This window comes from Chitinophagaceae bacterium, from assembly GCA_007695095.1.
Classification (GTDB): Bacteria; Bacteroidota; Bacteroidia; order Chitinophagales; family REEL01; genus REEL01.
The window spans coordinates 1-6141 of record REEL01000040.1; the positions used below are offsets into that span (position 1 = coordinate 1).

Genomic DNA, 6141 nt, shown 5'->3' on the forward strand with positions numbered 1-6141 from the left:
ATTTCCCACCCCGGCCTCTTCCTTAAAAGAAAGGAGGTGATGCAAAGGTAAGAAAAGTAATTGGTATTATATCTTAGAGCCATACGGTTATATCCCTGCCTTGGCTCAAGGATAAAAAACAGTATTGCCAGGGGTTTTTGAAAACGATAAAAATTTAAAATTATGAAAAACGTAAAATCATTTTTAGCTAAAAACTTTCTGATACTCGCCTTTGCCATAGTTGGAATTTTTGCAGTAACCAGCAATGTAACTGTGAGTGGGAATAATCTGCAACAAACTGGTACTAATCCAGGTAATTTATATCAATCTCAGTCTTACTGTGGCGGTTGGACTATAAAGATTTGTTGCACGTATACTCAAAAAGCACATTTATGCACAAGATATGATCTGGATTGTCCTATATGTTAGTGAATTTATATGTTTGGAGAAGTTTGCCGATGAATCGGCAAGCTTCTTCTTTAAAAAACAGAGAAGGATTTAAATTTAACTTAATAAGACTTAAAATGAAAAATAATAAAGTAAATCAATATTTAATGCATAAAGCTCTTTTCATTTTCAGAATCAAAAAAAGACTAGGTAATTTAGCTATCGCAAGTCTTTTAATAGGCATACTATTCCCTGGCTGTCAGGACAGACAACGAGTGTCGTCGGATTATAAAACCTTTATTGTCAATTACCATACTAAAAACACAGAACATTTTGAGACTTTTTTGGACATGGCAAACATCTCAATTACTCACTTTAAAGCAGATGATACTTTATTTTTGTCTGAAAACTTACAAGTAAAGTATACTGAAAACTATATTTTCCTGCTTGATAAAGTATACGAACAGTTATATCGTTTCAATGACTCAGGACAACTTATTAATAAGATTGGCCGCTCAGGGCTGGGACCTTCAGAATACGTAAATACAGGTTTTTTTACCGTCGATGATAATAACCGTACATTAAGCATACTTCATAACAATGGAACAGCGATAATGATATTTGATTACGATGGTAATTTTCTCAGAGAATTCTCAACGCCATTTATTATTACCAGCTTTGATCAACTTGACAGTAATTTATATTTTTATTACACTGGCTATTCCAATTCGCCAAGCTTTAAAAGGCTACATATGGCAGACACTCTAAAAATTCTGAATTCTTTTCTTCCTCTTCAAACGCAGGCATTTGATATGATTGAAATGAATTTTACAGCCATGGGAGACTATGGCTACTTCAGAGAAGTTTATTTCCCAACAATATACAAATATAGCTATTCTGGGATTCATGAAATCTTTAAAATAAATTTTGGTCATTGTGAAATTACCCAAAAGATGCTTGAAGAAGTTAAAGATCCTTTTGAGTTTTTTGAAAAAATTCAAAATAATGGATTTTGTAGTACCGCCTCGCTTATTGCTGCTGGAAGTAAGTATTATGTTGTTACAATAGAACAAAAATCCGGATTTAATCAGGTCTCACATTTCTATATTGACCTTGAAGATTCAATATACACAAGGGTTTATAGTAATGCAAATAATTTAATTGAGTATGATTTTTTCAGTCAACTTAAGCCAGTTTATATTGATTCAGAAAACAATCTGCATTTTATTAGCAGTCAAATTGAATTAAAAACTTTTTTAAATGCAAGGCCTGACATGAAGCTAAATAGTTCAATGTCAGATAATAATTTAAACCCACTGATAGTCAAAATTCCAATTAACAAAAATTAATTATTTGGAGTATAGCTTGATATCTTTTTACTTTTTCAAAATAAATATAAAGACAAAAACTATAATTTATTTAACTGTACTTATTTTATTAATGATTGCTTGTGAGAATAAAAGAGAGATTTTTGATTTTTCTGAATTTGAACAACCTGGAATGGCTTATAGTTCAAATAAAAGACTTGAAGATTGGTGTTTTGACATGGATTATATCATCAGCTTTTCAACACCGCCTTTTTTACCGAGCAAGGAACCAGAGAGTGCAATGGGTTTCATGACTGCTTGATAAAAACGTTATGTATATTGACCACTGTAGCAAGTGGATTTTTTTTGAAACATGTAAAGCAAGATGGAACGGCAATATTTGTTGGGACCAGGACGAATTTTGTGATCTTGGAGATTTTAACTGCTAGGCTAAATAATTATATGATAAACTTTATTTAATCCCCTATTTCAATGAGAAATCTATTAATATTGAGCACTTTCACGCTTTTCCTATTTTTAGTGGTTTTTCAATGTAGATCTCCACAAAAGGAGATTGATACCGAAAACTACTATTCTGATATTATTTCTACCGGAGGTAAACACATTTTATATGAAAATATTGATCTGCAAAAAATAACTATTGAAAACCTTAATTCATCTTATATAGGTTATTTACGGGTAATGGGAGATAGCTTATACTTTGTAGATGTGCCTTTAAGCCGTTTATTTCCTATGGATTTTCAAGGTTTAACATCAGGTTTTCGATTGGGGCAAGGAAGGGGGCCACAGGAATATTTCGGTGGTGTAATTGAAGAAATTTTTAAAACCAAAGATCATAACTATCTTATTTTAGGGCCATCATGGGATTTACATTTGTTTAATGAGAGTTGGGAATTCCAAAATGTTATTAGGTTAGACTGGGGACTTCAGCACACTCAAGTTGAAAGGGAGCAGAACCCGCAACCCGATATGCCTGGGGTTTATGATCTTGCGTTGGATGCTGGCAATATACGTGCACAAATTCACGAAAATTACATATACCTTGAAATGTATTCCGAGCATCCTGGTTTCAATATGATAAATTTCCGGGATTATTATCGTAAAGGACGTTTAATTGCACGTATTAATTATTTAACAGGAAAAGTGGATGAATATCTTGGTGTTCGCTCACCGGTTTATGAAAATTATGAGTTCATTGGGCACTTGAGTCGATTTTATCACTGGGTGGACGGCTATAATCAAAGAACCTTCTTGAGCTTCCCTCCGGATTCTCTCATTTATTTATGTGACATGGATTTTATGCCAATTGAAGCATTTGGGAGGGCCGGAAAAGATATGAATACTGACTACACTCAGTTTTCAGGAGACGATTATTATCACTTCAGAGAGATATTTGCAAGTGATTTAGGCTCCAAAGGCTATTACACAGCAATAGAATTTGTTCCCCAGAAAGATTTACTTTTTAGAAGCTATACTAAAGGTAAGCATTCAGATTTTGACGGTTTGCAGATTTACAAAGACAGGGTTTTAATTGCAGACCTTGATGTGCCTAAAGGATTTAAAGTAATGGGCTATATTGATCCTTATTTTTTCGGCAATCCTGTTATTGACTTAGACAATAAATCAATAACTATTTTCAGATTTAAACTTTAAAACATGGATTTTATACCAGGTAGATTCAGAAATTACGTTATTTCCTTTTTTTTAATTGTAATTTGGAGTAACATCTCCATTTGCGCCCAGGAAAGAGTGACAGACAGATTGTTTTCAATGTTGGTTATTGAAAACTACAACAAAACTTCGTTGACAACACCTTATGCTGGTAATGCCTATTATTTTGATTTTTTTGAAATCAATAATGAGTTTGCAGCATATACCGATGCAAAAGGTATACTGGTTTCTTTAGGACCTGATTACAGAATTGCTCTTAACTCACTTGTTTTTTTACCAGAAAACATGAGAAAAAGTCGCAGATCAGAAAAGTGGGAAAAATATGTTGAGATATCGGATGAAAACAGAAGGGCAGAACACCCGGCATTTGACAAAAGTACCGATATTGAGCCAACAGTAGTTGTGCTACTAAATGCCTTTAGAAGGATTGAGACTATCGGCCCTTTGAATCCGGAGAACTGCAGATCCTTTAACTGGGATGCGCTTGTTTTGTCTGAAACGACAAATGAAATTAAGTTTATAAGCAAACGCAGAAGAACAGGTTTTTTTGAAGGATCAGTCTTTTTTAATAAAAAAACTAATATTATTGACTCTATTCATTTAACATCTACAGTCTGGTATAGTAGGCTACATAATGGTATTGTTGAAGGGTGGCTAAGGGTTTATTTCACAGAAACACCCGAAGGGAAAACTCTATTGCGACAGATTACAGGTGGATTTAAAAAAGAAGAAGTAATGTTGTTAGCCGGTATAATTATGTTAAACAATGATTTCAGAGAAATAGTGTTAGGTAACCATGAATCATCTGACTTAATTGCTTATTCGCAATATCCTGTAGTAAACTACAATGGCAAAGAATGGTCAGATTATAAAGAGATATTAGACAGAATTAAAGGAACATGTGCCACAAAACTTCCTGATATGCATAGGTTGTCAAAAGAATTTGAATATCATAATGGTAAACCATACAGGGATGTGATTCATCATGGCATATCTACAGTAGATCGATATAAAGACTTGTATTTAAGGATAGATACAATATTAAAAAACATTTTTCTTAACAATTGAAATTTTCATAATCTAAAGATTATTCCTTTGCCTAATCAAGGTTAATTTAAACATCTGTGGTAAGTTAAAAAAAGAGCCAAAAAAAGCATTGTAAACCATGTCAAGGATTTTACCCAAATTTTTCCAATAAAAACCCCCATGAAACCAGACATAAAAAGCATATTGGCCATCCTCTTCATCGCCCTCTCCATCTGGCTCAGCTTTTCTGTAAAGAAAGCCAACGAAAAACTGTTTCAATCAGAAAGCCAGGTAAAGGAATTGGAAAGGGAGGTAGGAATCAGAAAATATCAACTCGAAATCCTAAAGGAAGCCCTGGAGCTAAACATAGGCAAAGCTCCTGTTCCTACTCGTCAGACGACTTTGAGTCGTCAGACGAGTAACTATACTTCCTCTGGTGCCGGCAAAGCCGGGTTAATGTCTATTCTCTACTTAAAAGCCCACGCATGCTCACCGTGCAATATGCCTGTAATTGAAGGGCTGATTAATGCTGCGGCAGGTAATAATCATTTTCAGATTGCCTCGCACAACTCAAACCGGCATTTTCTGCAACCGGTAATACAGCACAATGGTTTAGCCGAAAGTGAAAGGGTAACCTGGCTCTCCGGTAAACTTTATGAATACCACCAGCCGGTATACGATGCCGAACTGCTGTTCATCGATCCTGCCGGCTTTATCCTTGGTGTTTTGCCACTTGAGTTGTTGAAGGAAAGAACTTTGTTTGATTCCTGGCTTGCACCCTTAAGTAACTCCCACTCGTCATACGATTCAAAGTCGTCAGACGAATATAATGAAACCCCCAATTTCAATTCATCGATAAAAAACCCCGGAACGCACACATTTTATTTAGAACCGTTATAAATTAACATCAGGGTTACGATTTTACTGCCCCCCCCCTAAAAAAATATGTTTATATTTGACATTCATTAACAATTATTAACGAAAAAATTTAGTGAAACAGTTTAGGTATATTTAACCTGAAACCAGGCAATAAAAGCCTTTTCAGCAAAAACACAAACCAAAACGTATACCTGAAATTTATAATGTAATGGAAGAAAAAGGGGGCGGGAAACCAAGCTCGTCAAAAAGCATTTCCCACCCCGGCCTCTTCCTTAAAAGGAAACTTTCGGTGAAAGGTTTTAAATACGTTAGTAAATTGTTATTTCCGAAGGTTCAATGCAACCAAAATATACAAATCATGGCGCATTAACGGAGGTGCAACGGCAAAGATAAGAAAAAGTAAGTAAAGCATGCCCGGGTGCATGGGCAGCAGGCAATGTTTTTTACCAGGTAGGAAATGTTGATATGGATAGCAGGGGATAAGATGCACTTTAACCCATTAACCCCCTTTAATAAATCACATTTAAAAAAAATGATTATGAAAAATAAACTTTTTTTAGCCTTTGCAACCGTATTATTTGCTGCCATTACAGTTTTTAATATTAACCTGGCACAACAGGAAGCCGCTGGTGATATTATCCTGGCGGGGGTGGAGATGTTGGCAGGGGCGCAGGAAGGTGAAATTATTGATGAAATTGAAGATTGCCCTGGAGGCCAAAGCTGTATTTTTACACAATACGGAAGGGATGGTGTCATTGATTGGAGTTGTACTGCATGTTGTTATGGTAGTTATGTCCCTTTTTGTGGTCCTTTGGGCTGCACCTGTCAATAATTCTCCTTTTAGTTAGTTCCTGACTTTTTTAGTGACCGA

At 35.0% G+C, this 6141-nt stretch carries 8 protein-coding genes; 6 read left to right on the forward strand and 2 right to left on the reverse strand.

Annotation, left to right across the window (positions count from 1 at the left end):
* A partial coding sequence (locus tag EA412_00775) for a hypothetical protein (GenBank protein TVR83567.1) occupies positions 1-245 on the reverse strand: 245 nt, incomplete at its 3' end.
* Between the two features lie 156 nt (positions 246-401).
* On the opposite strand from EA412_00775, the gene EA412_00780 reads away from it, so the two are divergent.
* The 4 genes from EA412_00780 (at position 402) to EA412_00795 (ending at position 4433) form a co-directional block, all read left to right on the forward strand.
* Positions 402-1715 carry a 6-bladed beta-propeller gene (locus EA412_00780; GenBank protein TVR83568.1) on the forward strand — a complete coding sequence of 438 codons (1314 nt, stop codon included), beginning with the start codon at positions 402-404 and terminating at the stop codon, positions 1713-1715.
* A gap of 91 nt (positions 1716-1806) precedes the next feature.
* Positions 1807-1995 (forward strand): hypothetical protein, encoded by a 189-nt coding sequence (locus EA412_00785; protein TVR83569.1) that lies wholly within the window; start codon positions 1807-1809, stop codon positions 1993-1995.
* Positions 1996-2213: 218 nt separating this feature from the next.
* Positions 2214-3347, forward strand: coding sequence for a hypothetical protein (locus EA412_00790; protein TVR83570.1), 1134 nt, complete (start codon positions 2214-2216; stop codon positions 3345-3347).
* Between the two features lie 3 nt (positions 3348-3350).
* Positions 3351-4433, forward strand: a complete 1083-nt coding sequence (locus tag EA412_00795) for a hypothetical protein (GenBank protein TVR83571.1) — start codon at positions 3351-3353, stop codon at positions 4431-4433.
* Positions 4434-4445: 12 nt separating this feature from the next.
* Here the strand turns inward: EA412_00795 and EA412_00800 are convergent, their stop codons facing one another.
* Entirely contained in the window at positions 4446-4670 is a 225-nt protein-coding gene (locus EA412_00800; GenBank protein TVR83572.1) for a hypothetical protein, read from the reverse strand.
* Positions 4671-4691: 21 nt separating this feature from the next.
* On the opposite strand from EA412_00800, the gene EA412_00805 reads away from it, so the two are divergent.
* Positions 4692-5291, forward strand: a complete 600-nt coding sequence (locus tag EA412_00805; GenBank protein ID TVR83573.1) for a hypothetical protein — start codon at positions 4692-4694, stop codon at positions 5289-5291.
* Positions 5292-5727: 436 nt separating this feature from the next.
* A complete protein-coding gene (locus EA412_00810) occupies positions 5728-6102 on the forward strand; it encodes a hypothetical protein (GenBank protein ID TVR83574.1) in 375 nt (124 codons plus the stop codon).
* The last annotated feature ends 39 nt before the right edge of the window (positions 6103-6141 follow it).

What these genes read in the sequence shown, in the direction of transcription:
- EA412_00810 (TVR83574.1), top strand. Translation starts at nt 5,728, where the DNA reads ATGTTGATATGGATAGCAGGGGATAAGATGCACTTTAACCCATTAACC.
- EA412_00795 (TVR83571.1), top strand. Translation starts at nt 3,351, where the DNA reads ATGGATTTTATACCAGGTAGATTCAGAAATTACGTTATTTCCTTTTTT.
- EA412_00780 (TVR83568.1), top strand. Translation starts at nt 402, where the DNA reads ATGTTAGTGAATTTATATGTTTGGAGAAGTTTGCCGATGAATCGGCAA.
- EA412_00785 (TVR83569.1), top strand. Translation starts at nt 1,807, where the DNA reads ATGATTGCTTGTGAGAATAAAAGAGAGATTTTTGATTTTTCTGAATTT.